The organism is Microbacterium sp. Y356, from assembly GCF_059445355.1.
The window spans coordinates 1-23,084 of record NZ_JCAIUE010000004.1; the positions used below are offsets into that span (position 1 = coordinate 1).

General features: G+C 63.3%; 25 protein-coding genes. 6 read left to right on the forward strand and 19 right to left on the reverse strand.

Going from position 1 to position 23,084, the window contains the following annotated elements; genetic code table 11:
- Positions 1-262: 262 nt before the first annotated feature.
- On the reverse strand, positions 263-583 hold the full coding sequence (locus AC1C2Q_RS17185; RefSeq protein ID WP_495451127.1) for a hypothetical protein: 321 nt from the start codon (positions 581-583) through the stop codon (positions 263-265).
- Between the two features lie 168 nt (positions 584-751).
- On the opposite strand from AC1C2Q_RS17185, the gene AC1C2Q_RS17190 reads away from it, so the two are divergent.
- Positions 752-1,153, forward strand: coding sequence for a hypothetical protein (locus tag AC1C2Q_RS17190; RefSeq protein ID WP_495451128.1), 402 nt, complete (start codon positions 752-754; stop codon positions 1,151-1,153).
- Between the two features lie 230 nt (positions 1,154-1,383).
- On the opposite strand, the gene AC1C2Q_RS17195 is transcribed toward AC1C2Q_RS17190, so the two are convergent.
- Together AC1C2Q_RS17195 and AC1C2Q_RS17200 are read right to left on the reverse strand one after the other, a co-directional pair.
- Entirely contained in the window at positions 1,384-1,599 is a 216-nt protein-coding gene (locus tag AC1C2Q_RS17195; protein ID WP_495451129.1) for a helix-turn-helix transcriptional regulator, read from the reverse strand.
- Positions 1,574-1,978, reverse strand: coding sequence for a hypothetical protein (locus tag AC1C2Q_RS17200; RefSeq protein ID WP_495451130.1), 405 nt, complete (start codon positions 1,976-1,978; stop codon positions 1,574-1,576). The genes AC1C2Q_RS17195 and AC1C2Q_RS17200 overlap by 26 nt, the downstream gene beginning before the upstream one ends.
- 182 nt (positions 1,979-2,160) lie before the next feature.
- Here AC1C2Q_RS17200 and AC1C2Q_RS17205 point away from each other — a divergent pair, with 182 nt between their 5' ends.
- Both AC1C2Q_RS17205 and AC1C2Q_RS17210 read left to right on the forward strand, forming a co-directional pair.
- Positions 2,161-2,565 carry a hypothetical protein gene (locus AC1C2Q_RS17205; RefSeq protein ID WP_495451131.1) on the forward strand — a complete coding sequence of 135 codons (405 nt, stop codon included), beginning with the start codon at positions 2,161-2,163 and terminating at the stop codon, positions 2,563-2,565.
- Positions 2,566-2,692: 127 nt separating this feature from the next.
- Entirely contained in the window at positions 2,693-3,358 is a 666-nt protein-coding gene (locus tag AC1C2Q_RS17210) for a hypothetical protein (protein ID WP_495451132.1), read from the forward strand.
- Positions 3,359-3,833: 475 nt separating this feature from the next.
- Here the strand turns inward: AC1C2Q_RS17210 and AC1C2Q_RS17215 are convergent, their stop codons facing one another.
- On the reverse strand, positions 3,834-4,784 hold the full coding sequence (locus tag AC1C2Q_RS17215; RefSeq protein WP_495451133.1) for an alpha/beta fold hydrolase: 951 nt from the start codon (positions 4,782-4,784) through the stop codon (positions 3,834-3,836).
- A 109-nt stretch (positions 4,785-4,893) separates the two neighbouring features.
- Here AC1C2Q_RS17215 and AC1C2Q_RS17220 point away from each other — a divergent pair, with 109 nt between their 5' ends.
- A complete protein-coding gene (locus AC1C2Q_RS17220; protein WP_495451134.1) occupies positions 4,894-5,889 on the forward strand; it encodes a helix-turn-helix transcriptional regulator in 996 nt (331 codons plus the stop codon).
- Here the strand turns inward: AC1C2Q_RS17220 and AC1C2Q_RS17225 are convergent.
- From AC1C2Q_RS17225 to def, 7 genes are all read right to left on the reverse strand, one after another.
- The gene (locus AC1C2Q_RS17225; RefSeq protein ID WP_495451135.1) at positions 5,886-6,044 is read right to left on the reverse strand and encodes a hypothetical protein; all 159 of its coding nucleotides are present in this window, start codon (positions 6,042-6,044) and stop codon (positions 5,886-5,888) included. The two genes, AC1C2Q_RS17220 and AC1C2Q_RS17225, sit on opposite strands and share 4 nt — an antisense overlap.
- Positions 6,045-6,270: 226 nt before the next feature.
- Positions 6,271-6,414 carry a hypothetical protein gene (locus AC1C2Q_RS17230; RefSeq protein WP_495451136.1) on the reverse strand — a complete coding sequence of 48 codons (144 nt, stop codon included), beginning with the start codon at positions 6,412-6,414 and terminating at the stop codon, positions 6,271-6,273.
- A 10-nt stretch (positions 6,415-6,424) separates the two neighbouring features.
- Complete coding sequence (locus AC1C2Q_RS17235; RefSeq protein ID WP_495451137.1) at positions 6,425-8,344, reverse strand: heavy metal translocating P-type ATPase; 1,920 nt, start codon at positions 8,342-8,344, stop codon at positions 6,425-6,427.
- A gap of 168 nt (positions 8,345-8,512) precedes the next feature.
- Positions 8,513-9,307: a hypothetical protein gene (locus tag AC1C2Q_RS17240; protein WP_495451138.1), complete on the reverse strand. Its 795-nt coding sequence runs from the start codon at positions 9,305-9,307 to the stop codon at positions 8,513-8,515.
- 10 nt (positions 9,308-9,317) lie between these two features.
- A complete protein-coding gene (locus tag AC1C2Q_RS17245; protein ID WP_495451140.1) occupies positions 9,318-9,674 on the reverse strand; it encodes a PadR family transcriptional regulator in 357 nt (118 codons plus the stop codon).
- A gap of 98 nt (positions 9,675-9,772) precedes the next feature.
- Positions 9,773-10,303 carry a septum formation family protein gene (locus AC1C2Q_RS17250; RefSeq protein ID WP_495451141.1) on the reverse strand — a complete coding sequence of 177 codons (531 nt, stop codon included), beginning with the start codon at positions 10,301-10,303 and terminating at the stop codon, positions 9,773-9,775.
- Positions 10,304-10,430: 127 nt separating this feature from the next.
- Entirely contained in the window at positions 10,431-10,997 is a 567-nt protein-coding gene (gene def / locus AC1C2Q_RS17255) for a peptide deformylase (RefSeq protein WP_495428691.1), read from the reverse strand.
- Positions 10,998-11,041: 44 nt separating this feature from the next.
- On the opposite strand from def, the gene AC1C2Q_RS17260 reads away from it, so the two are divergent.
- Positions 11,042-12,133: a DMT family transporter gene (locus tag AC1C2Q_RS17260; protein ID WP_495451142.1), complete on the forward strand. Its 1,092-nt coding sequence runs from the start codon at positions 11,042-11,044 to the stop codon at positions 12,131-12,133.
- On the opposite strand, the gene pgl is transcribed toward AC1C2Q_RS17260, so the two are convergent.
- From pgl to tkt, 6 genes are read right to left on the reverse strand one after another with little or no spacing between them, the layout of a single operon-like run.
- Positions 12,127-12,906: a 6-phosphogluconolactonase gene (pgl, locus tag AC1C2Q_RS17265; protein ID WP_495451143.1), complete on the reverse strand. Its 780-nt coding sequence runs from the start codon at positions 12,904-12,906 to the stop codon at positions 12,127-12,129. The two genes, AC1C2Q_RS17260 and pgl, sit on opposite strands and share 7 nt — an antisense overlap.
- A 5-nt stretch (positions 12,907-12,911) precedes the next feature.
- Positions 12,912-13,847 carry a glucose-6-phosphate dehydrogenase assembly protein OpcA gene (locus AC1C2Q_RS17270; RefSeq protein WP_495428694.1) on the reverse strand — a complete coding sequence of 312 codons (936 nt, stop codon included), beginning with the start codon at positions 13,845-13,847 and terminating at the stop codon, positions 12,912-12,914.
- Complete coding sequence (zwf, locus tag AC1C2Q_RS17275; protein ID WP_495428695.1) at positions 13,844-15,391, reverse strand: glucose-6-phosphate dehydrogenase; 1,548 nt, start codon at positions 15,389-15,391, stop codon at positions 13,844-13,846. Before zwf ends, AC1C2Q_RS17270 begins: the two co-directional genes overlap by 4 nt.
- A 22-nt stretch (positions 15,392-15,413) precedes the next feature.
- Positions 15,414-17,021, reverse strand: coding sequence for a phosphoglucose isomerase-related protein (locus AC1C2Q_RS17280; protein ID WP_495451144.1), 1,608 nt, complete (start codon positions 17,019-17,021; stop codon positions 15,414-15,416).
- On the reverse strand, positions 17,018-18,130 hold the full coding sequence (gene tal / locus AC1C2Q_RS17285; protein ID WP_495428697.1) for a transaldolase: 1,113 nt from the start codon (positions 18,128-18,130) through the stop codon (positions 17,018-17,020). The genes AC1C2Q_RS17280 and tal overlap by 4 nt, the downstream gene beginning before the upstream one ends.
- On the reverse strand, positions 18,127-20,229 hold the full coding sequence (tkt, locus tag AC1C2Q_RS17290) for a transketolase (RefSeq protein ID WP_495451145.1): 2,103 nt from the start codon (positions 20,227-20,229) through the stop codon (positions 18,127-18,129). Before tkt ends, tal begins: the two co-directional genes overlap by 4 nt.
- 215 nt (positions 20,230-20,444) lie before the next feature.
- Between tkt and AC1C2Q_RS17295 the strand changes: the two genes are divergently transcribed.
- Positions 20,445-21,350 (forward strand): heme o synthase, encoded by a 906-nt coding sequence (locus AC1C2Q_RS17295; RefSeq protein WP_495428699.1) that lies wholly within the window; start codon positions 20,445-20,447, stop codon positions 21,348-21,350.
- Here AC1C2Q_RS17295 and yajC read toward each other — a convergent pair.
- Together yajC and AC1C2Q_RS17305 are read right to left on the reverse strand one after the other, a co-directional pair.
- Positions 21,296-21,739, reverse strand: a complete 444-nt coding sequence (yajC, locus tag AC1C2Q_RS17300; RefSeq protein ID WP_495451146.1) for a preprotein translocase subunit YajC — start codon at positions 21,737-21,739, stop codon at positions 21,296-21,298. The genes AC1C2Q_RS17295 and yajC overlap by 55 nt on opposite strands.
- Before the next feature lie 127 nt (positions 21,740-21,866).
- On the reverse strand, positions 21,867-22,949 hold the full coding sequence (locus AC1C2Q_RS17305; RefSeq protein WP_495451147.1) for a COX15/CtaA family protein: 1,083 nt from the start codon (positions 22,947-22,949) through the stop codon (positions 21,867-21,869).
- Positions 22,950-23,084: the final 135 nt, after the last annotated feature.

A 23,084-nucleotide genomic window follows, 5' to 3' on the forward strand; every position in this document is an offset into this window, starting at 1 on the left:
CGGCGACAATGGTCGAACCATCGAGAACACCCCGCAGAACTCAGGGCGTTGCGCTCACCGCTTGAACTCGCCACCCATGGGTTACGCGACAATCAGGTTACGAGATACCGGATCCCACGGGGCACCCGTGTTGCGGGGATCTGGCGCCCCGACGCCTCGGCTCGGTGCAATTCCGCCGTTGCCGTCAGTGATTGGCTGTGAGAGCCAAGCGCCAGCCTTGGCCGGCCGGACTGAGGTGGTGCTGTTCATGCGTGGGGAGCGGCTAGAGCGCCGTGCCCCAATGTGGCTCAGCGTTGGCCTGAATGTACATTGTGAGATTGCGATACTCGCTATCGCTGAGCTTCGGGACGCACTGCTGCAGCGCATGAATCGCATCCTTCAGGTCGAGCTGTAGAGTCTGCGGCCCACGGGACTTGTTGGCAGCGCTCAACGCTTCCAGGAATGACTTCATTGCGTGATGCTCACCCAGCAAGCGAAAAGCGATGGTCACCGAGCGGCCTATGTCGTCGGTCAGCGATGGGGTCTCGCCATCGCTGGTGGCTTCACCAGTAATCCGGCCGCCGTCACGCGCGGACGACTCCACAAGGAAAATGAGCGAGTGTTAATCGAGCGTTGAGATCATGCGGTCGACGATACCTGGAAGGACGGGTAGCTGTCCGTAGCGGGATCGCCTCATGGGCGAGTCGACTGGTCGGCGCAAGGTGGGACTGAACGTTGACGCGTCTCGCCTCTATGAGCGATGATCATGGCTATGTCGCAATCACGTCGCACCGCCCTGGCCGCGCTGCCCGTCGCAGTGGCCCTCGCGCTGAGCGGCTGCGCCAGTGCAGGACAAACGTTCTCCGACCTGCAAGGTGATCGCGGACCTCAGGATGAGCTTCCTCAACTGGCCGACTACGCGTATGAAAAAGTCGATGTCTCGTCGAGTCGATTCGTCGGTGAGCATGATGGGGTGTCGCTCTGGCTCGCTGAGGCGTCTGAGGATTCACTCGTTTGTCTTGTTGTTGTCCCCGAGGGTGATGAGTGGGGCGTCAGTTGCGGCGACGGATCTCTCAGAGTCGGCGGGGTCGCCGGCGCCTTCGGCCTCGTACCTGACGGCCTGGCAGCTCCCGAGGGAACGACTCTGATCTCTGAGAACGTCTACGCAGGATAACTCGATCCGCAGAGGTGTCTCATAACCTCAGTGTCTCGAAACCTTATGGTGCCTACTTCGGGGCGTCCACTGCGGCCTTCGAGGCGGCGACGTTAGCCCTACTTTCACTTGGAAAATCAGGAGCAACAGGTGTCTCATGGCCTGGGCGTCACGAAACTTATCAAATATGAGACATGTGCCGTCAACATCTGACCATCGGCAGTTGGCTGCTTTGCAGTCAGCAAAGGCGCCTAATTCCGAGCGATCGAGCGTTCGAGCCGGAAGAGAGCGTCGAGCGGCATCTTCAGTTCTTCGGCAAGTGTCAACGCGAGCGTGAGCGTGGGCAGGTGGACACCTCGCTCGATCGCGATGATCGTCTGACGGGAAACACCGCACCTGCGGCTCAGTTCCTCCTGCGTGAGGCCGACCGACCGGCGATGCTCACGGAGACTGTTCGCGACGCGCATCGTGACGGTCCATCGCCCTTCGCAGCCAATAAGACACCACAAATCCAATAAGAAGTGCGAGTGGCAGCACCCAGCCCGCGATATGCGGAAAGATGGTGCTCAGCGCGAGCGCAACTGCGGTGAGTACCAGCGCGTCGACAAACGCATCCGCGCGTGCCCGAACGTCGGCCTCGCGTTCGACGCTGCCCGGCTCCATGGAACGCGAGTGACGCTGATTGCGGGTCTTGATGATCATCACCCCCGTACTGGCGAGAACCGGGGTGGCGACCAATGTCGCGATCCGAAGCCACTCGAGATCGAAGCGATCGCCGAGAGATAGTCCGACGATCATCACAGCCAGCAGCGAGATGGCGGCAACGACGTACTTCCACACGGTCATTCGGTCCCTTCAAAATGTAATGCGCACTTGACATCCAAGATCGCGCGCATCCGGCGAGAATGTCAAGCGGACCTGACATTCAGCGGTCGGCATGGTTGTGTATCGAAAGCTCTGTGTGGCTACGACCCTTTGAAGCCGCCAACGGGAAATGCGACATGCAGCTGCATGTCAAACTAGGGCCCATGTCGTATAGACCGTTTCTCGCGGTACCGGCGCTCATCATCGTTGGGGCAGCCGTGGCAGGTTGCGCGCTCATCGACAACCACAGGTTGCTGACGCTCGAGATGGTGGTGGAAGCTGAGTACGAACCGGACGTCAGCACTAATCCTCGAGACGTTACTGCGGAACGATGCGGAACAACATTGGACTGCGTCGAGGCCTATACGACCACCGAAGCGTCCTACTACAGGTTCGGCAGTCGCGAACGCGCCGCTGAGTATGCAGCGACCGTGGACGATGGCTTCGTCGTCCACTACATCGTGATGGATTTTGCGGGCCATGACGTGCCTAAAGAACATCAGCAGTGGGCTATGGAAGCTCTCTCCGGAACGTGGCAGGACTACGAGGGCACCGTCCCCGAGCGGTAATGACTGATGCCGGCGAAGGTGTCTCACACCTCACCGTCTCGATGCCCATGGAAAATGCGACGCACCGGGCGACCGCGTGAGCAGAGGCGCTCTGGATTCGGCGATCGGGCCTCAGTAGTCTTCACCCATGTGCCCATTGCGACATGAGCTTGATCTGCGTCCGGCCGAGACTGTCGCCAAACTGCTCGATGCGACGGGTGACAGAGTGACGTCGGTGGTCCCACCCGGCTACGAATCGTATGTGCGTATCCTCAATCCGATCGAGCTTCGAGACGGCTCCACTGTCTCCTGGACGGATGTCGTGAGCAGGAACGGAATCGAGCCCCAGGCATGGATGCAGTGGCCTGAGTTCGCGTCCGTTGAAGGCGTTGTGCTTCCGGACGGATACTGGAGGGAACCCGATATGGGGAATCCACCCGTCAGCCTCGTAAAGCCACTCATCAAAGCACTCGAACCGGATCAGAGCACCCACTACTTCGCGTCCTGGGACGGGTATGCCATGGAAATACACGGACCGGCGGTGATGTTCTCGCCGTATCAACGCGAGATGGTGCTCTACTCCGGCACTTTGGTCGATGAGTATCGCGCCCTAGTGCTGCCAACTACGGCGACGGGGCGCGTACCGATGTACTGGTGGCCTTCGGATCTCCACTGGTTCGTCGGTCAGGACATCTACGCGCGAAGCCTCCTCGTCGGCTGCACCCGGAGCACAGCGAAACGGATCCTTGAGGATCCCAATCTTGATGCGTACTCCATTAGTGCCACAGATACCGTCCCCGCCGAAGAGTTTTGAGGGCACAGTATCGGTTGGATCGATACGGTCCCGTAACTCACCTGTCGCGGAACCCATGGGATGCGAGACACGGATGCGCGTCTAGTCCTCACGAGAGGGGTTCGGGCGCTCCACCGTTGGCGCATTCTCGTTGCCGTTATACCTGCGCATAAATCGGCGGATTGAAAAAACGACGGCCGCCACGACGATCAGGAGAGCCGCGGTCATGAGGCCGAAATTTAGATTCCAAGCAGTCAACGGGTCCATCGTTAGATCTCCTTCGCATCGTATGGATATCTTAGTTGCCGACTCACGCCGCACAGTGGTTGTGCCGAAGGTCGGTAGGAGCATCCGCAATCGAGAATGTCTCATATCCTCGGTGACTCGAATCCCCATCGATTTCGACTGATATCGCGACCGCGATCTCAGGCTGGCCGGGATCCTCCCTGCTTCCCGGCTCTGATTTGCACCGTACCCTCGAAAGGACACGCGTAGCCTACTGAACGCGCGTTGCGTCCTGCCGTTTCAGCCAGCTCAAGATCGCCTCGCTGAGCTCGGTGGGCTTTTCCTGCTGGATCCAATGCCCGCAGTCCAGATTGACGACCTCTACGTTTCGCACGAAGTCTGCAAGCGTCTCGGACTTCTGGATCATGTCTTTGTCGCCGTAGATCATGAGCGCGGGCTGGTGAATGATCGGGTCCACGTCGGCGAGCAGATGCCAGTTGCGGTCAAGGTTCCTGTACCAATTCACACCGCCCGTGAATCCTGAGATTTCGAAGGCGGTGACGAGAACGGCGAGTTCGTAGTCGCTCATGACGGGCTCGCCGAATGGTGCGTCCGCTCTGGCGAGATCGATGAACGCCATCCCCGGCTGAGGCTGCCTGGGGGGTTCGTTCTTCCGATACAGATTGCGAAGGAACTGGAAGGTGTTCTCGTCGAACACGGCGTCTGCGACGCCGGGCTGTCGATTGAAGTGGACGAAGTAGAAGTCGCCGCCGAGCACGGCTTCCATGAGTTCAATCCACGGAATCTCTCCGCGCTCCTGGTAGGGCAGGCTCATGTTGATCACCTTGTCCACACGGTCCGGGTGCAGCAGTGTCAGCCCCCAGACGACGTTTGCGCCCCAGTCGTGACCGACAAAGGTGGCATTGTCGTACTCGTAGTGATCGAGAAGTGCGACAAGGTCGCCCGACAAGTGTTCGATGTCGTAGGCCGTCACGTCAGTCGGCCGCGAGGAGTTGCCGTAGCCACGCTGGTTCGGGACGATGACGTGGTACCCCGCAACGACGAGGGCAGGCACCTGATGCCGCCAGACGGAGGCGTGCCCGGGCCATCCGTGGCACAGCACGATGGGGTGCCCGGCGTTCTCTCGTCCTGCTTCGAAGACTTCGAGTTCAATGCCGTTGACGGGGACAAGGGTGGGGTTTGGGAAATCGGGCAGGTTCACGGATGCTCCTTCGAGTTCGGCACCGATCGCAGGTCTGGATCGGTGGTTGCTCAGACCGTACGGAGCATTCTGGACACCAGATGTCCTAGATCCTCGGCAAGCTGAACTCATGAGAACCAATTCGACCGGCAGAGCCCTGCAGCTGTTGTCGCTCCTGCAGACCCACCGCTTTTGGCCCTGTGCTGAACTTGCGGCTCGGCTCGGGGTGACCGAGCGAACGGTGCGCCGCGACCTCTACGGCCTACGCGAGCTCGGTTATCCGGTCAATTCCACCTCGGGGAAGTACGGCGGCTACCGGCTCGCGACGGGAACTCACGTGCCACCCCTGATCCTCGACGACGAGGAAGCCGTCGCGGTGGCGATCGGATTGCGATACGCCACTGAAGCCGCCGTCAGCGGGATAGAGGAGACGTCGCTGCGCGCGCTGGCGAAGATCGAAGCGCTCCTGCCCCATCGACTACGCCGACGCGTGTCGGCGCTGCATTCAAGCGTCGCAACACTGCGGCGGGCAGTCGACGACGACGTCATCCATCCAGAGTCGCTGAGTGTGTTCGCAGCGGCATGTCGCGACCATGAGCACGCGCGGTTCGACTACTTACGAAGCGGCGGCGAGAGCAGCAGGCGGCACGTCGAGCCGCACCATCTCGTTACAGCCGGGCGACGGTGGTATCTCGTCGCTTGGGACGGGCAGCGCGGCGATTGGCGGACATTTCGACTGGACCGGATCCGGGAGCCGCGGCCGGTCGGCAGTCAATTCACGCCCCGCACGATTCCGGGCGGAGACGCCGCGGACTTCGTCGCGAGCTCGATCGGCCGCACGGAGCGCCATCACGATGCGACACTCGTCATTCACGCACCCTTCGCGGAAGTCGAGAGCGTCCTCCGATGGGCCGACCACACTCTGAGAGAGGCGCAGGCAGAACACTGTGTCGTCCGGATCCGCAGCGAAGACCTCGGACGGCTCGCGATGACGGTTGCCGAGATAGCGCTCACCGCTCCGGTGACTGTCATTGAGCCAGCCGAGCTATCGGGGGCCATCGAGCGGCTCGCCGATCACCTCACCGACCGGGAGCGCCCCTGTAGCCTCGGAGCACCCTGCCTCTAGTCTCCGTCCCCGCCCGAGGCCCCGTCGTCGGCGATGGGTTCCCCCTGATCCGGGTGGACGACTGAAGCGGTAGAGCCTCCGGCACGCAGGTTCGCCGCATCGAGGGCGCGATCGATCGCGGCCTCTGTCTCGGGATCGACTCTTGGCTCGTTCATGGCCATGTTGACCGCCACCTTTCAGCTGCTCCGGTTGTCCAGAGCGTACTGCTGCACCCAGCCTCGCGCTAGAGAGCCAGAGCCTCAACCTGATGTGGCGCCTTTTTCACGGTTCCTCCGAGTTCAACTGTGCACAGGCTCGCCCGACGCGCATCACTACATCGTCTTCCGGTCAGTGCGGCTGCATGCTGAGCGACCGGCCGAACCGGGGAGCGGCGCATATTCATCAACCGCAGTTACTGGCGTGCGTGCGTGCGCTGTCTAGGGTTGGCAGCCAGAGCAGCAGGTCGGGGAGCGCGGCGTACGCGGCGAGCCCGTGGGTGACGTCCGGGTACCGATGGAAGGCAGCTTCGATGAGTACTCGCATCACTACCCCCTCCTCAGTCGCCGGTGCTCGTTCTCGACGCGGTCGGGATTTCTCCTGCTTCGGTCTCACGTGGCGCGTCTATGCTGAGCCCGCTGGCCGGGCCGCCGAGTGCGCGGAGGGCATACAGAATCGTCGCGAGATCGACGAACTCTTGGATGAGGGCCCCGGCGACTGCCGGGATAAGCCCGGTCATCGCGATGATCATGAGGGCTACGCTCAGCCCGATGCCGATCCAGATCGCGGCGAGGGCCACACGAAGAGTATGTCGCGCGATTGAGACGGCGTCGACGACCCTGGTGAGGGAATCGATGAGGATGACGGCATCGGCGGCGTCCCCGGCGGCGGTCGCCCCCCTCGCGCCCATGGCGATACCGATATCGGCTGCGGCGAGCACGGGTGCGTCGTTGACTCCGTCGCCGACCATCATCATTGGTCGTGGACGGAGTTCGGCTGCGAGACGTACCTTCTCCGGGGGCAGGAGCTCAGCGTGAACGTCATCGACACCCACCTGGTGACCGATCGACTCCGCCGTTGACTGAGCATCACCGGTGAGCATCATGAGACGTTCGACGCCGTTTTCCCGCAACCAAGAGACGACAGCAGATGCTTCAGGTCGGGCAGCATCGGCAAGCACGAGGGCCCCGGCAAACTGGCCGTCAATTGCAACATAGGCCGCGGCTTCTCCGATGCCGAGCGTCGCACGCACCGTATCTGGAGCGAGGGCCGAGATGTATGCAGGTTTGCCGACGACAACGGTGCGGCCCTCGATGATGGCCGTTACACCGTTCGTCGCGACCTCACGCGCTTCGTCTGCAGCATGCAGCGTGAGGCCCCGAGCGGTAGCGGCCGCGCGGATCCCGTCCGCAAAGACGTGCGAAGAGTACTGCTCAGCAGAGGCTGCAAGCATCAGAAGCTCATCAGCGTCGACTCCGGGGGCGGCGCGAACGTCAATGAGGGTCGGCCTGCCCTCGGTGAGTGTGCCGGTCTTGTCGAACGCGGCGGATCGCACTCGCGCCAGGTGCTCGATTACCGCACCGCCCTTCAGGATCACCCCGGCTTTTGCTGCCCGGGAGAGTCCGCCCAGGAATGCAACGGGAGCGGCGATGAGAAGTGGGCACGGGGTCGCCAGAACGAGCACTTCGGCGAATCGAGTCGAATCTCCCGAGATCGTCCAGGCGGTGCCAGCAAGTACGAGAGCGATGGCGGTGAAGGGGATTGCGAATCTATCGGCGAGACGCACCACCGGGGCACGGGAACTCTCAGCAGCGTGGACGAGCGCAACGATTTGTTGGTACTGACTGTCGTCGCTTCGTCGGACTGCTCGAATCCGCACCGCTTGGGACCCATTGATCGCGCCTGAGAGCACCTCACCACCAGCCTCGCGGGTCACTGGCATGCTTTCTCCGGTGAGTGACGACTCATCGAAGGTCCCTGAGTCGTTGAGGAGCATGCCGTCCACCGGCACGATCTCCGCAGGGCGCACGAGTAGGACATCGCCGATCGTGACGGCGTCCACGGGGACATCCTGCACATCACCAGAATCGGGCCCATGCGGATGCTTGACGACGTGCGCAATGCGCGGCGAGCGATCCAGCAGCGCCGACAGGTCGCGCTTCGCGCGGCGGCCCGCGAAATCCTCAAGCGCTTCTCCGCCCGAGAGCATCAGGACGATAATGAGCGCCGCGACATACTCCCCGACTGCAAGCGTCGCGACCATCGCTACCACCGCGAGGATGTCGAGGCCGACGTGCCCGCGGATCACATCCCGCACCATCTTCACTAGCGTCCATACGACGAACGCCCCGACATACGCAGTCGCAGCCCATCTCCCTGCCGTGTCTTCGCTCGTGGCATGGAGAACGGCTACGCCAGCGAAGACAACGACCGTGAGGATGATCGCGGGATACCGCCACAGCACACCGAGGAATTGCATGGGCCTAGCATCCCGCGGAATGGCAGTCTCCGCCAGCACGGCTACTCGAGAGTGCTCGGCCTACTCGTCACTGGCATCACCGTTCCAAGCCGCCAGCAGCCGGAAACGGAGGACACGGCCGGCTGACGACCGTTGTCAGCGTCGCCAGGCAGTCGCTGAGGCACGCGGCTAGACGAGCTCGGGAATCTGAAGAAGCAGCCAGGACACGCCGATCATGGTGATGGTCGCGACAGGGAAGATCAAGACGGCGAACAGGCTTGCCCCGGATCTGGAAGGATTCTCACCCGGGCCGACGATTGGATCTTCCTGTACGCGACCGCCGAGGTACGCGCGCAGTTGCAGGAGGAGACCGGCAGTGATCAGGGCCGCGCCAATGATCAGCGCGGTCCCGACACCGATATCTCCGACCGGGTGACGAAACAGGACGAGTGCCCCGACTATCGCTGCGAGCAGCACCATCCAACCGACCCACCTCCGCACCGAAACGTCAGCGAACACCCGTCGGAGGATCTGCGGCGCGCCGAGGACGAGTGCGACCGACCCCGCAACGATCGCGAGCACGACGACGAGTCCGACAGTCACTTGCAGTGTGAGTTCACCGGAGAAGCTGGCCTGAGCGCTAAAGGTGCTCAGCAGCATGCCTGCCAAGCCGAGAAAGATGCCAAGCCCCCACCCGTGATCAATGCGAACGGAGGGTCGCTCGGCCTGGTCCGGCGCGTCCTCCTTGGCATAAGTCTGGGGGTCACCGAATGCGGCGGCGGCGCTCTCTCCAGACTCGGCCACGTGACTTTCTACGAGGGCCAGTGAGTCACCGATCCGCCTCCCCGAAACGCCGAGGAAGCGCTGCTCGAGGACGAACTTCTCGACCCAGTTCTTCTCGACACTCGGCGTCAATCGCGCGTATGTCGTCGAGTCGAAGCTCCACATGTCGCCCTTGTCCATCGTGGCTCCCTTTCTGCTCATGGCGATGTCATCAGGCGCTCTGCTGGTCGCGTGCCAGCGCGCCGTCGGTGAACTCTCGGGTGGTCTTGGTGAAGGCGGCCCAGTCGTTGGACAGGGACCGCGCGTGTGTGCGCCCCTGCTCAGTCAATGAAAAGTACTTCCGGCCGGGTCCGCCATCTCCCGGGCGCCACTCGACCTCGACGTGTCCGGACTGCTCGAGGCGGCCGAGCAGAGGATAGAGCGTGCCGCCTTTGATGTCCCCCAGGTTGGCTGCGGCCAGGCGCTGGGTGATTGCGTACCCGTAGCTCGGACCGTCGAGCAATGCGCGCAGCACGCAGACTCCGAGCACGCCTCTCAGCCACTCGCTGGGCCACTGTTCTGCGCTCATGGCTAGATCGTATGCCTAACTAGTCTGGCTGGCAACTAGATCGCGACAAAGAAAAGACCCCGCCGGATGGCGAGGTCTCGTCTTTGTGAGCTGAGGGATCAGCGTCCGGCGCCCTCCAGGGATCCGGTGACCTCGAGCTGCGCCTTGCCTGTCTCATCAGCGGGATCCGGTTCGTAGATCACGCACTGCACCAGGCGGTCGTTCGCCTGGGTCCAGGTGTCTTCAGTGGGAGTAAGCCACCAGAAGTCGAGGGCGGATTCGTAGTAGTCGAACCCGACGAAGTCGTTGAATGCCGGGACGCACTGGGCTTCAACCTCGGCGGTGATCTCTTCTTCGCTCGGCAGGTCGCCGTCTGCAAGCTCGAACTCGAAGAACACCTCGTCCGCGTGCGGTTCAGTGCACGGCACGACATCGGCATCGGAGATCTCTCCGTCGGTGTCGCTGGCGGGCATGCAGTCGCCGACCTTCAGCGCGAAGATGTCGATTGTCGACTCCTCGGTGACGTTCCCCTTGTCGTCGCGCTCGGCGTCGCCGCCGCCAAAGATGCCGCTCAGCGCGCTGCATCCGGTCAGTGCGAGGCTTAACGCGACAGCCGTGCCGGCCAAAGCCAGCGCGCTACGTGTGCGCATTCTCATGATTTGTGTCCCCTCCAAGGATCGTCATTCGGTCGCGGATGAAATCCTCGCCACAGGGAACGCTACTTCAGCGCGAATCTATGCCGCAACTTTGAAATTGCAATCGAAAGGCTGTACGCACTTAGCTTTCCAGATCATCGACGCCCGGCATCCAACTCGAACCAGGACGTCCCCATTTTTGCTTGCGTGCGATCTTCTGCACCGTCTTCCAATCGCCGTCGGAAAGTCGGTCCACGTAGAGGATGCCGTCCAGGTGATCGAATTCATGCTGCATGATCCGCGCGCGCCAGCCGTCGACCTCGATGCGCACCGGCGCGCCGTCCAGGTTGAGGCCCGTCACGAGCACGCGCTCGGCGCGGCGCAGCGGGAAGCGCTCACCGGGGAAGGAGAGGCATCCTTCGGATTCTTCGTCGGGATCGGGTTCACCAGGCTCGGGCGGCGACATCCAGAGCACGGGGTTGATCAGCACGCCGCGCCACGGCTGATCTTCCTCATCGGGGTAGGAGTACGTGTAGATGCGCAGCGGCACGCCGACCTGCGGGGCGGCAAGACCCACGCCGGGAGCCGTGTCCATGGTCTCGTACATGTCGGCTACAAGGGTGCGGATCTCATCGTTGATCTCTTCGACGACGGATGCGGGGGAGTGCAGGACAGGATCGCCCATGATGCGAATCGGTAGAACGGCCACGCCACAACCCTACTGTGTTGCCTGTGCCAGGTAATGTTTTCCGTGTGAGTGCGAGCGTGTGGACTACAGCGGCTGATGTCGGCGACCAGCTCGTCGGTGCATTTGCGAACCCGGGGCTGCTCCTTGGCATCCCGCTGGCTCTCGCCGGCGCTGTGTTCATGTCGTTCGGTGCGCAATATCAGCACAGGGGCGTAGAGAAGGTTGAGCGTCTCAGCGGCGCAGCCGGAACCACCGGTCTCAGCCTCGAGCAGCTCAAGCGGTTGCTGACTCGACCCTCTTGGCTTGTCGGCACTCTGATGCTTTTTCTGGCGATCGTCTGCCAGCTCGCTGCACTGTCGTTCGCGCCATTGATCGTCGTGCAACCGCTTGGTGCGATCGCGCTCGTGATCACGACGCTGCTGAACGCGCACATTTCAGGGCACACTCCGACCAAGAAGTCTCTCATTGCTATCGGCGCCTGCGTCGGCGGCATCTTCATCTTCGTCTTCTTCGCGGCGATCTTCGCGACAGAGCAGGAGATCAGCGATCGGCAGCTCTTCACGATCCTCGCGATACTGCTGGTCGTGATCATCGTGCTCGGAGGATGCTGGCTGATCCTTCGCCACCGCATGCGCGCGCTCTTCTATGTTGTCGGCGCTGGCATTCTCTACGGATTCGTAGCGACCCTGGCTAAGGCTGTCATCGAGAGAGTGAAGGCGGAGGAATTCGAATGGGTGACGCTGGTCTGCGTGATCGCACTCGTCGCCGCATCAGCAGTGGGCGCCTACTTCGTGCAGACCGCGTACAGTTCCGGACCGCCGGATCTCGTCATCGCAGGGCTCACCGTCGTTGATCCGATGGTGGCGGTCCTGATTGGGATGCTCGTACTCGGCGAAGCCTCTGCGGCGCCGGGCTGGGTACTGATCTGCTTCGGAGTAGCCGGGGCGATCGCCGTCTGGGGTGTCATCTGGTTGGCTCGCTACCACCCCCAGGTGCTGAGCGAGAGCCAGGATCTCGGAATCAGCCGGGGGAGCAATGACTCTGCGGGGACGCCTTCGACAGACTCGGGCGCTGAGTTCGACTCAGGGGCCGAGAACCGCCCAGGAAACGGACCGGAACACGGCTACGGCCCTGGCGTCGAGCGCAGCGATCAGTAGCCCTGGTCGATGAGGTCTTCGGAAACCTCAGCGGCGGCAGCCTGATCGACGAAGAAGATCGTGCGCTTGCGCCCCTTGGCGCCCGCGGCAGGCACGCTGGTGTAGCTCGCACCGGCAAGAGCAAGACCCAGCGCTGAAGCCTTGTCCGCGCCGGTGAGCACCAGCCAGACCCGCTTAGACGAGTTGATCACCGGGCGGGTGAGTGTCACTCGCTCCGGCGGCGGCTTGGGGGAGTCCCGCACAGGCAGTGCCGCAGCATCCGTCTCGGTGACTTCCGAACGATCAGGGAACAGCGAGGCGATGTGACCGTCAGGTCCGACGCCGAGGAAACACACTGCGAACGACGGCCACGGGTGCTCATCCGTGCCGTACTTCGCCAACTCGGCGACGTACGCGTCGGCAGCCTCGTCAAGCGTCAGTCCGCTGTCTGCAGCTGCAACCTCGTGCACGTTCTCGGCCGGAAGGTCGATGTGATCCAGCAGCGCCGCACGCGACTGCAGCGCGTTGCGATCCGCGTCGTCAGCGGCGACGAAGCGCTCGTCGCCCCACCAGAAATGTACCAGCGACCAGTCGATCTTGCTCGTCTTCGGGTGCACAGCGACCGCGCGGAGAACCGCGCCGCCCATCGAGCCGCCGGTGAGGGCGATGTGCGCGATTCGACCGTTCTTCGTGCGCGCTTTGACGCGCGTGAGGAATCGGTCTGCGACCCGTGCCGCGAGGGCGGCGGGGGTTCGCTCGACGACGACCAGTTTCTCCGCGGATGATGGCTGCATGCCGTTCACTCTCCAGTCTCGGGCGGACCCAGCTTCTCCCAGCCCTCAGTGATCACTCGACCGTACAGGACGTCGGGGTCGAGGCGCCGGAGCTCCTCGGCCAGGCACTCGCGCAGGGTGCGACGAGGAAGGTGCAGCTCATGATCAGGCTGGCCCGGCTGTGTGAGCACCGCCACGCTGGATTCCGGTCGCTCGAGCAGAATATCGCCGCTCGCGCGGGTCAGCCGCACCGACTTGATGCCAGCATCCCAGTGCGATGGATCCTCGTACTGCCAGCGCACCGGCACATCCAACGACAACCGCAACCATGCAGCGAGCAACGCGGTGGATGGGGATGCCGCAGCGCCCAGAACCTCTGCGGCCGTGATCGTCTCGAAGGGAGGCTGGTCAAGCACCGCTGCGAGCTGCTCGCGCCAGTGTGTGAGACGGGTCCATGCCAGATCGGTGTCGCCCGGTGCATGGGTCCTACCGAGCAGTGCGAGTCGATCGCGCACATCTGGAGTGGTTGCGGCATCCGTGATGCGGCGCTGCGCGATGCGGCCCAGCGGCGAATTTGCCGGATCGATCGGTGCGTCCTCCGGCCACCATGCGACAACAGGTGCATCTGGCAACAACAATCCGGTGACGAGGCTTTCCTCGTTACTGGCTGCCGCGCCGTAGGCACGCAGGACGACGACCTCACTCGCGCCAGCATCCCCACCGACACGGATCTGAGCGTCGAGGTGAGAGTCTCCATCGCCAGTGGTCAGCACGATGACACGCATCGGGTGCTCGCGAGAAGCATCGTTGGCTGCATCGATAGCGGCCTCGGCCACACCGTTGCGCGCAGAGATGATGAGCGTAAGCACGCGTCCGAGTGCGACAGCGCCGCCCTCTTCGCGTACCTTGACGAGATGTTTTGCGACCTGGCTGACGGTCGTATCGGGAAGGTCGATGATCACGGTCGTCTCCAGACGCGTCCGTCGCGGGCAAGGAGGGCATCAGCGGATGCCGGTCCCCAGGAACCGGGGGCGTACTGCTCCAGCGGGCCACCGACTGCTGCCCAGTACTTCTCTACCGGGTCGAGGATCTTCCAGCTCAGCTCCACCTCCTCATGACGGGGGAACAGCGGCGGATCGCCCAGCAGCACGTCGAGAATGAGCCGCTCATAGGCTTCGGGACTCGCTTCGGTGAACGCATGGCCGTAACCGAAGTCCATCGTCACATCGCGCACGTTGGTGCCGGCGCCAGGAACCTTCGAACCGAAGCGGATCGTGACGCCCTCATCGGGCTGCACGCGGATCACGAGCGCGTTCTGACCGAGTTCCGCCGCGTTGCTGCGGCCGAACAGATGCTCAGGTGCGCGGTTGAAGACCACGGCGATCTCGGTCACTCGGCGCCCAAGACGCTTGCCGCTGCGCAGGTAGAAGGGCACGCCCGCCCACCGACGGTTCGCGATCTCCAACTTGATCGCTGCGTACGTCTCGGTGACAGACTCAGGGTTCATGCCGTCTTCGCCGAGGAAGCTATCGACCTCTTGACCGCCCTGCCAGCCACCTGCATACTGCCCGCGGGCAGTGGCCAGAGACAGGTCCTCAGGCAGCTTCACCGCAGCGAGCACCTTCTCCTTTTCGGCGCGCAGGTGCTCTGCGGAAAGGCTGATGGGCTCTTCCATCGCGGTGAGCGCCAGCAGCTGAAGCAGGTGATTCTGGATGACATCACGCGCCGCACCGATGCCGTCGTAGTATCCGGCACGACCGCCAACACCGATGTCCTCGGCCATGGTGATCTGCACGTGGTCGACGTAGTTTCGGTTCCACAGCGGCTCATACAGCTCGTTCGCGAAGCGCAGCGCCAGAATGTTCTGCACTGTCTCCTTGCCGAGGTAGTGGTCAATGCGGAAAATGGAGTCCGCGGGGAACGCCACCTCTAGCGCCTCGTTCAGCGCACGCGCCGAGTCCAAGTCGTGACCGAATGGCTTCTCGATCACCACGCGACGCCACTGATCCTCGCCGCGGTCCTCGCCGACGAGCCCGGAGTCCTTCAGCTGCTTGGCCACGAGCGGGAACGCCTTCGGCGGAATCGACAGATAATAGGCGTGATTGCCCATCGTGCCACGTTCCACATCGAGCTTTTCGACGGTCTCGCGCAGCTTCGCGAACGACTCCGGGTTGTCGAACTCACCCGAGACGAAACGGATACCCTGCAGCAGCTGCTGCCAGGTCTCCTCGCGGAACTCAGTGCGCGCGTGCTCCTTCACCGCTTCGTAGACGACCTGGGCGAAGTCCTGGTCTTTCCAGTCACGGCGGGCGAAGCCGACCAGTGCGAATCCAGGGGGCAGAAGCCCCCGGTTCGCGAGGTCGTATACCGCGGGCATGAGCTTCTTGCGCGACAGGTCACCGGTCACACCGAAGATCACCAGCGCGCTGGGACCTGCGATGCGATTGAGGCGACGGTCGTCGGGGTCGCGCAGCGGGTTGTGGCCGCGTGATACGGGAACGGTCATCGGCGGGGGTTTCTCCTACGGACTACTTCTGGGCGGCTTCGAACAGGGCGAGCACATCGGCCGAGTCATCCGTGATCGTGAGAGACACGACAGGACGACCATGCTCGGCGAGCACACCGGCATCGCCGGCGGCCTGTGCCTGGATGAGCTGACCGAAGGTGAACGGGCGCTCCGGGATCTCGAGATCCACGTCGGTGCGCTCGAGGATCTGCAGGAACACACCCTGCTCGGGTCCGCCCTTGTGATACTGACCGGTCGAGTGCAGGAAGCGCGGGCCCCAGCCGAACGTGGTCGGTCGACCGGAGTCGGCCGCGACCAGCTCGCGCAGGCCCTGTAGCTGCGGCAACTCAAGGCGATTCACGTATGCCTGGATCGAGACGTAGCCGTCCTCGGGCAGCTGTGCCCACAGGGCATCCATCACTGCCTCGATGTTGCCAGATGCGGCCAGAGCCGGGTCGGAGACCCGAACTTCGATGCCGTTCTCGACGAATGCCGGTGCGGTCGGTTCCGGACGAGCATCCAGCAGACCGCGAGTAGCGATCTTGGCTGATTCGACGTCTGGCTGATCGAAGGGATTGATCCCGAGCAGATAGCCGGCGATCACCGTAGCATACTCCCAGACCAGCAAGCTCGCGCCGAGCGAGCCACTGACGAGGATCTCGCCCTGGTGACGTTCGCGCAGGTGGAACTCGTTCGCGTCGTCGACCAAGCGCACGATCTGAAGATCGGCAGGGACGTTCTCGATCTCAGGGGAGACCGGAAGCAGAACGACCGGAAGGATGCCGGTGCCCTCCTTGCCGGTGGATTCTGCGATGAGCTGTTCGATCCAGTCCGGGAGGCCCTTGATGTGCGTGCCGTCTGTGACCAGGCCGAGCTTGTCACGGCGCGGGTTGGTGGCAGCGATCGCAGCGCCGAGACGCAGCGCAGGGTTGTCTGCCCGATCAACGGCGACCTGCAGCAACGTCGCCTCAGCCTCATTGAGAAGCTCGTCGATGTCGACGCCGGCGAGTCCGGAGGGAACCAGACCGAATGCCGTCAGAGCGGAATAGCGTCCCCCGACATTCGGGTCGGCGTTGAACACACGGTAACCGTCCGCACGCGCGGCGACATCGAGCGGTGAGCCGGGATCGGTCACCACGACGATGCGCTCAGTCGGGTCGATGCCGAGGTCGCGGAAAGCCGCCTCGAACGTACGCTTTGCCGAGTCGGTCTCGACCGTGGAGCCCGACTTGGATGACACGACGAGAACGGTCGCTGCAAGGCCTTCATCGAGCGCCGAGAGCACCTGTCCAGGGGCAGTTGAGTCGAGGATCGTGAGCGCGACACCAGCTGTCTGGGAGATGACCTCCGGAGCGAGTGATGATCCGCCCATGCCGGCGAGGACCACACGATTCACGCCCTTGGCGTGGAGTTCGTCTCGCAGCGCGTTGATCTCGGCGACCAGCGGGCGGGAGACCGAGACGGCCTCGATCCAGCCGAGACGCTTCGATGCTTCTTCCTCTGCAGCTTCGCCCCAGAGAGTTGCATCGAACCCCGTGATGCGGGAAGCGATGAGGTCGCCGACGAGGCGGGGTACGACCTCATCGATCGCGACCTTGGCCGCGCCAGAGGCGTGGATCGAGAAGGTCATCGCTGTGCCTCGAGCCCCTTGGCGACCTGGGTCAGCAGGTCATGCCAGGAATCGATGAACTTTGCGACTCCCTCATCCTCGAGAACCTGGGTGACATCAGCAAAGTCGATGCCGACTTCGGCGAGCCCGGCGAAGACTGCACGTGCCTCTTCGTAGCCACCCGTGATCGTGTCGCCGGTGATAACACCGTGGTCGAAGGTCGCCTCAAGCGTCTTCTCCGGCATCGTGTTCACGACGCCCTGCGCGACAAGCTCCGTCACGTAGAGGGTGTCGGGCAGTGCCGGGTCCTTGACGCCGGTCGAGGCCCACAGCGGCCGCTGCAGGTTCGCGCCAGCATCCAGAAGCGCCTTGGCGCGGTCACTTGCGAAGGTCTGCTCGAACAGCTCGTAGGCGAGACGCGCGTTGGCGAGTCCTGCCTTGCTCTTGAGCGCGAGGGCGTCGTCGGTGCCGATGGCCTCAAGACGCTTGTCTGTTTCGGAGTCCACACGCGACACGAAGAACGACGCGACCGAGTGGATGCTCGACACGTCGATGCCAGCAGCCTTCGCGGTCTCGAGACCCGTGAGATAAGCCTCGATGACCTCGGCGTAGCGCTCCAGGCTGAAGATCAACGTGACGTTGACGCTGATGCCAGCGCCGATTGCCTGAGCGATCGCGGGGAGGCCAGCCTTGGTGGCGGGGATCTTCACGAGCAGGTTCGGACGGTCGATCTTCGCCCACAGTTCCTTGGCCTGGGCGACGGTGTTGTCCGTGTCATGTGCGAGGTCGGGGGAGACCTCGATCGAGACACGACCGTCGACATGACCGGACGCTTCCCATACCGGGCGGAAGACATCGAGCGCTGCCGCAACGTCCTGAGTCGTCGCAGCGAAGACAGCTTCCTCCGCTGTGGCGCCGGAGGCGGCGAGCTCGGTGACCTGCGCGTCGTATGACGTGTCATCCGGGTTCGTGATCGCGTTCGCGAAGATCGTCGGGTTCGTCGTGACGCCGGTGATGTTGCGGGACTCGATCAGCTCAGCGATGTTGCCAGAGTTGATGCGGGTGCGCGAGAGGTCATCGAGCCAGATGCTGACGCCGGCGTCGTGAAGCTGAGAAGTCGGGGTGCTCATGCGTTCTCCTTGATTGTCTCGCGTGCCGCCTCGACGACGGCCTCGGCGGTGATGCCAAACTGCTGGAAAAGGGTTTTGTAATCTGCTGATGCGCCGAAGTGGTCGATCGCGACGGAACGGCCATTGGTGCCGACGATGCCGTGCCAGGTCAAGGATGACCCTGCCTCGACCGAAACGCGAGCGGTGACGGACTTCGGAAGCACCGACTCGCGGTACGCGGCATCCTGCTCGTCGAACCACTCCAGTGACGGAGCAGAGACGACGCGGGCGTTGATGCCCTCGCTCGCGAGTGTCGTGCGTGCGGCGACAGCAAGCTGCACCTCAGAGCCCGTCGCGATCAGAATGACGTCAGGCGTGCCGTTCGGGGCCTCCGCGAGCACGTAGGCGCCCTTGGAAGTGTTGGCGGCAGAAGCGAAGACTTCACCGGATGCTACGTCATCGCCACGCTCGAACACCGGAATGTTCTGACGGGTCAGGGCGATACCTGCGGGGCCGCCATTGCGGCGCAGCAGCTCGAGCCATGCAGCCGAGGTCTCGTTCGCGTCGGCCGGGCGCACCACCGTGAAGTTCGGGATCGCACGCAGTGTTGCGAGCTGTTCGATCGGCTGGTGTGTGGGGCCGTCTTCGCCGAGTGCGACGGAGTCGTGCGTCCAGACGTAGATGCTCGGGATGTTCATCAGGGCTGCGAGGCGCACTGCGGGGCGCATGTAGTCGCTGAAGATCAGGAACGTTCCGCCGAAGGCGCGGGTCGGGCCATGCAGCACGATGCCGTTGATGATCGCGCCCATGGCGTGCTCGCGGATGCCGAAGTGCAGCACCCGTCCGTACGGGTTGCCAGACCACTCGTGCGTGGACCACTGAGTCGGGATAAACGACGGCGCATTCTTGATCGTCGTGAGGTTCGACTCTGCGAGATCGGCAGAACCGCCCCACAGCTCGGGCAATTCTGCGGCAAGGGCGTTGATGACCTGACCCGATGCTGCGCGGGTGGAGACCTCCTTGCCGGCCTCGAACACAGGCAGTGCGGCGTCGATGTCGGAGGGCAGTTCATGTGCCTCAAGCCGGTCGAGCAGTGCCTTGCGCTCCGGATTCGCAGCGGCCCAGGCATCGAACGACTTCTGCCAGGCTGCACGCTCTTCTGCCGAGCGAGCCGCGAGGGCGCGGGTGTGCTCGATCACGTCGTCGGCGACAGCGAAGTTCTGCTCAGGGTCGAAGCCGAGCACCTTCTTCGTGGCGGCGAGTTCGTCAGCACCGAGAGCGGAGCCGTGGATCTTGCCCGAGTTCTGCTTGCCGGGCGACGGCCAGCCGATGATGGTCTTGAGGACGATCAGCGACGGCTTCGAGGTCTCGCCCTTGGCGGCCTCGATCGCGGCGTGCAGTTCGGCGACGTCTTCGACGTACTCGCCAGTCTTCTTCCAGTCGACCGTGATGACCTGCCAGCCGTAGGACTCGTAGCGAGCTGCGACATCTTCGGTGAAGGCGACGTTCGTGTCATCTTCGATCGAGATCTGGTTCGAGTCGTAGATCGCGATCAGGTTGCCCAGTTCCTGGTGCCCGGCGAGCGAAGAGGCTTCGCTGGTCACGCCTTCCTGCAGGTCGCCATCGCCGGCGATCACGTACACGAAGTGGTCGAACGGGCTGGAGCCAGCCGCGGTCTCGGGGTCGAACAGGCCGCGCTCGTAGCGGGCAGCGTATGCGAAGCCGACGGCGGAGGCGAGCCCCTGCCCAAGCGGACCGGTGGTGATCTCCACACCCTTGGTGTGGCCGTACTCGGGGTGTCCTGGGGTCAGCGAGCCCCAGGTGCGCAGCGCCTTGAGGTCCTCGAGCTCGAGGCCGAAACCGCCCAAGTAGAGCTGCACATACTGCGTCAGAGACGAGTGGCCGACCGAGAGGATGAAGCGGTCGCGGCCCAGCCAATCAGTGTCAGTCGGGTCATGGCGCAGCACCTGCTGGTAAAGCAGATAGGCGACCGGGGCGAGGCTCATCGCCGTGCCTGGGTGGCCGTTGCCGACCTTCTCCACGGCATCCGCCGCAAGAAGTCGGGCGGTGTCCACCGCACGTCGATCGATTTCAGCCCACTGGAGTTCCGTCACGGTCATGCCCTTTCCAACAACTACGAGGGCGCCCGAATTCCCCTGGCGCCTCCGCATCGTCACGGACAGGTGCACAGCGCCGGGCGCGCGAGTGATTTTCAGCATAGCGGGGTGAGAGCAACCAACAAATGCGTCTTACGTTGTGAGTCGTCCGGTTTGCTTGTCGTAGACTGAAAGGGTTGTCGTTGGTGTGTGCTGAGGAGGCGATTGTTATCTCGACCATGTCGCAGACGACGGCGGTGAAACGTCCGATTGCTAAGACGATCAAGGCGTACGTGTCGCTGACCAAGCCCCGCGTGCTCGAGTTGCTTCTCGTTTCCACCGTGCCGGTCATGTTTCTCGCCGAAGGCGGGATGCCAAATCTCTGGCTCGTGCTCGCCACTGTCATCGGCGGTTCGCTGAGTGCCGGCTCTGCCGCGTCTTTCAATATGTACCTCGACCGGGACATGGACGCGCACATGCACCGCACTGAGAACCGACCGCTCGTGACCGGCGAGATCTCGCCGCGCGCGGCGCTGATCTTCTCCTGGGTTCTCGCCGTGGCATCCACGGTTTGGCTATTCGCAACCACCAACTGGCTGACAACGACACTGTCCGTCGCGGCGATCTTCTTCTACGTCGTCATCTACACGATGATCCTCAAGCGCCGCACCGAGCAGAACATCATCTGGGGGGGCATCGCTGGATGCTTCCCGGTCGTGATCGGCTGGTCTGCAGTCACCGGAGATATCGCGTGGCCGGCAATCGTGTTGTTCGCGCTTATCTTCCTGTGGACGCCTGCGCACTACTGGCCACTGTCGATGAAGTACCGCGACGACTACGAGGGCGCGGATGTTCCGATGCTCGGCGTCACGCGCAACGCTTCTCAGGTCGGCCTTCAGGTGATTCTGTACGCCTGGGCCACGCTGGCCTGCTCGCTGCTGCTGATCCCGATTGCCGGCATGGGCCTGGTCTACACGGTTTCTGCTGTCGTCTTCGGCGGATGGTTCATCTATGAGTCACACCGCCTGTACAACGAGGCGGTGCGTGGAACACAGCCGCGTCCGATGCGGGTGTTCCACGCCTCCATAACCTACTTGACGCTGATCTTCGTTGCCGTGGCGGTCGACCCACTGCTTCCGTTCTGATCCTCGGCGTCGTTCTCAACGTCCACTGAATCCGCAGCGGCGACATCTTCGGCGTCGATCGCTGAGTCGGTCGGAGCGTCATCAGCAGATGAATCCGCCGTCCAGTCGATCGGCTCCACGACTACAGGCGTCGGGGCAGGCAGCAACGCCTTCACAGCGCTCAGTGCGAGTGTGAGCAGGATGCCGATGATGCCAGCGCCGAGAAGTGCGGCACCGACGACGATGAGCGGCTGCCCGACATAGACCTCGACGCCGGTGGCTGTTCCGTCCAGCAAGGCGGAGGTCATCGCCGTGCTCTGGCTGTTGATGATCCAGCCGCCGAGACCGGCGGACGCGAGGGACAGAACGAGAAGCAGCCAGTACGAAATGTTACGGGTGAGAGATTTCATGTCTGTGAGTCTCACCCTGGACCCAATGCGAACGCCCTGCGCCCGCTATGCGCGACCTGTGCGAGTGGGTAATTGTGGCTCGAAATTCGCGCAAATCCGAGCCACACGCGCCCACTCGATCAGGGGGTCAGCGCTTTAGGTGCAGAACCATCGCCGTGTATGCAGCGGCCGACAGCGCCGCCAACACCATGTGGATGCCGACCAGGATCTCTGGCAGTCCATCACGTGCCTGCCAGATGCCGACGCCGATCTGCACCAGGATCGCGAGGACAAGCACCAACAGCCAGCGTCGGGGCTCCAGCCGCAGAACCCACGCTGCGATGGTCAGCACTGCGACGAGGACAGCGAGGATGTAGCCCGGCCAGGAGTGCACGTGCGCGAGGACCGTGGCGTCGAAACCGTCGCGGATCACGTTCGCGTCACCCGAGTGCGGTCCCGAGCCGGTGGTGAGGACCCCGAAGAAGATGGTCGCGGCGAGAGCCAGGCCGGTCACATGAGAGAGCACGGCGAACCACACCGGTACGGCGCGCTTGCGAGGGGCGTCAGACTGGCGCATCCGAACCAGGAACGCTGCGGTGACGCACACCAGAAGCAGCGAAGACACGTAGTGGAAGCCGACGATCAAGGGGTTCAGATCGCTCACCACGGCCAGGCCGCCGACGACGGCCTGAGCCATCACCCCGGCGAGCACGATCCAGGCGAGCATGGATAGATCGCGTCGTCGCGCGTTCTCACGCAGCGAGTGGATCGCGGCCAGGATGACGGCGAGCAGTAGCACTCCGGAGGCGATACCGAACGCCGGCAGATCGAACGGCGCCGTGACGAAGTACGCGAGAACCGCTGCGACGACGCCCGCCCCAGCGAACCACAGCGCGACGACGACGGGCTTGCGACCGCCGATCGCGTGCAGCGTAAGCAACAGCACTGCGAGGGCGAGGAGCCCCACCAGGCCAGTCATCGTGCGATTGCCGAACTCGATGATGCCGTGGATGCCCTGCACTTCATAGATCGGCACCAGAGATTCTGGCGTGCACAGTGGCCATTCGGAGCATCCGAGGCCCGATCCCGTCAGCCGCACTGCGCCGCCGGTGCCGATGATGATGACCTCGGCCAGGAACGAGAGCCACGCCAACACGCGCAACGGTCGACCGATAGTGATGGACGCCCGGACCTGTGTGGGGGAGTCGGTCGTGGCAGTGGTGTCGGGCATGTGTCCTCCGGTCCACTCTCGGGCAGACGGGCACGGCCCGTTTGCCAGGGGGAACCTGTAGAATCGGATTGTTGTGATGCACGCGCTCAGCGCGAGATGCATCATCAATAGTTTAGGCGCGAAGAATGCGTCCGT